This window comes from Pseudomonas sp. AC463, from assembly GCF_979253585.1.
Genome location: NZ_CEEDDZ010001095.1, coordinates 1 through 240 on the forward strand (window position 1 = coordinate 1; position 240 = coordinate 240).

Annotated in this window: 1 protein-coding gene; it reads left to right on the top strand. The window is 58.3% G+C overall.

All coding sequences use genetic code 11. From position 1 onward, the window contains the following. The coding region (locus tag AC0IYH_RS33665; RefSeq protein WP_471838791.1) for a class II fructose-bisphosphate aldolase at positions 1–240 on the top strand (240 nt) is incomplete at both ends.

Here is a 240-nt window from a genome sequence, read left to right on the forward strand (position 1 = left end):
CAGCCACGGCGCCTACAAGTTCACCAAGCCGCCAACCGGTGACGTGCTGTCGATCGAGCGTATCAAGGCCATCCACAAGCGCATCCCCAACACTCACCTGGTGATGCACGGTTCCAGCTCGGTACCGCAGGATTGGTTGGCGATCATCAACGAGCATGGTGGCGAGATCAAAGAGACCTACGGCGTGCCGGTCGAAGAGATCGTCGAAGGCATCAAATACGGCGTGCGCAAGGTCAACAT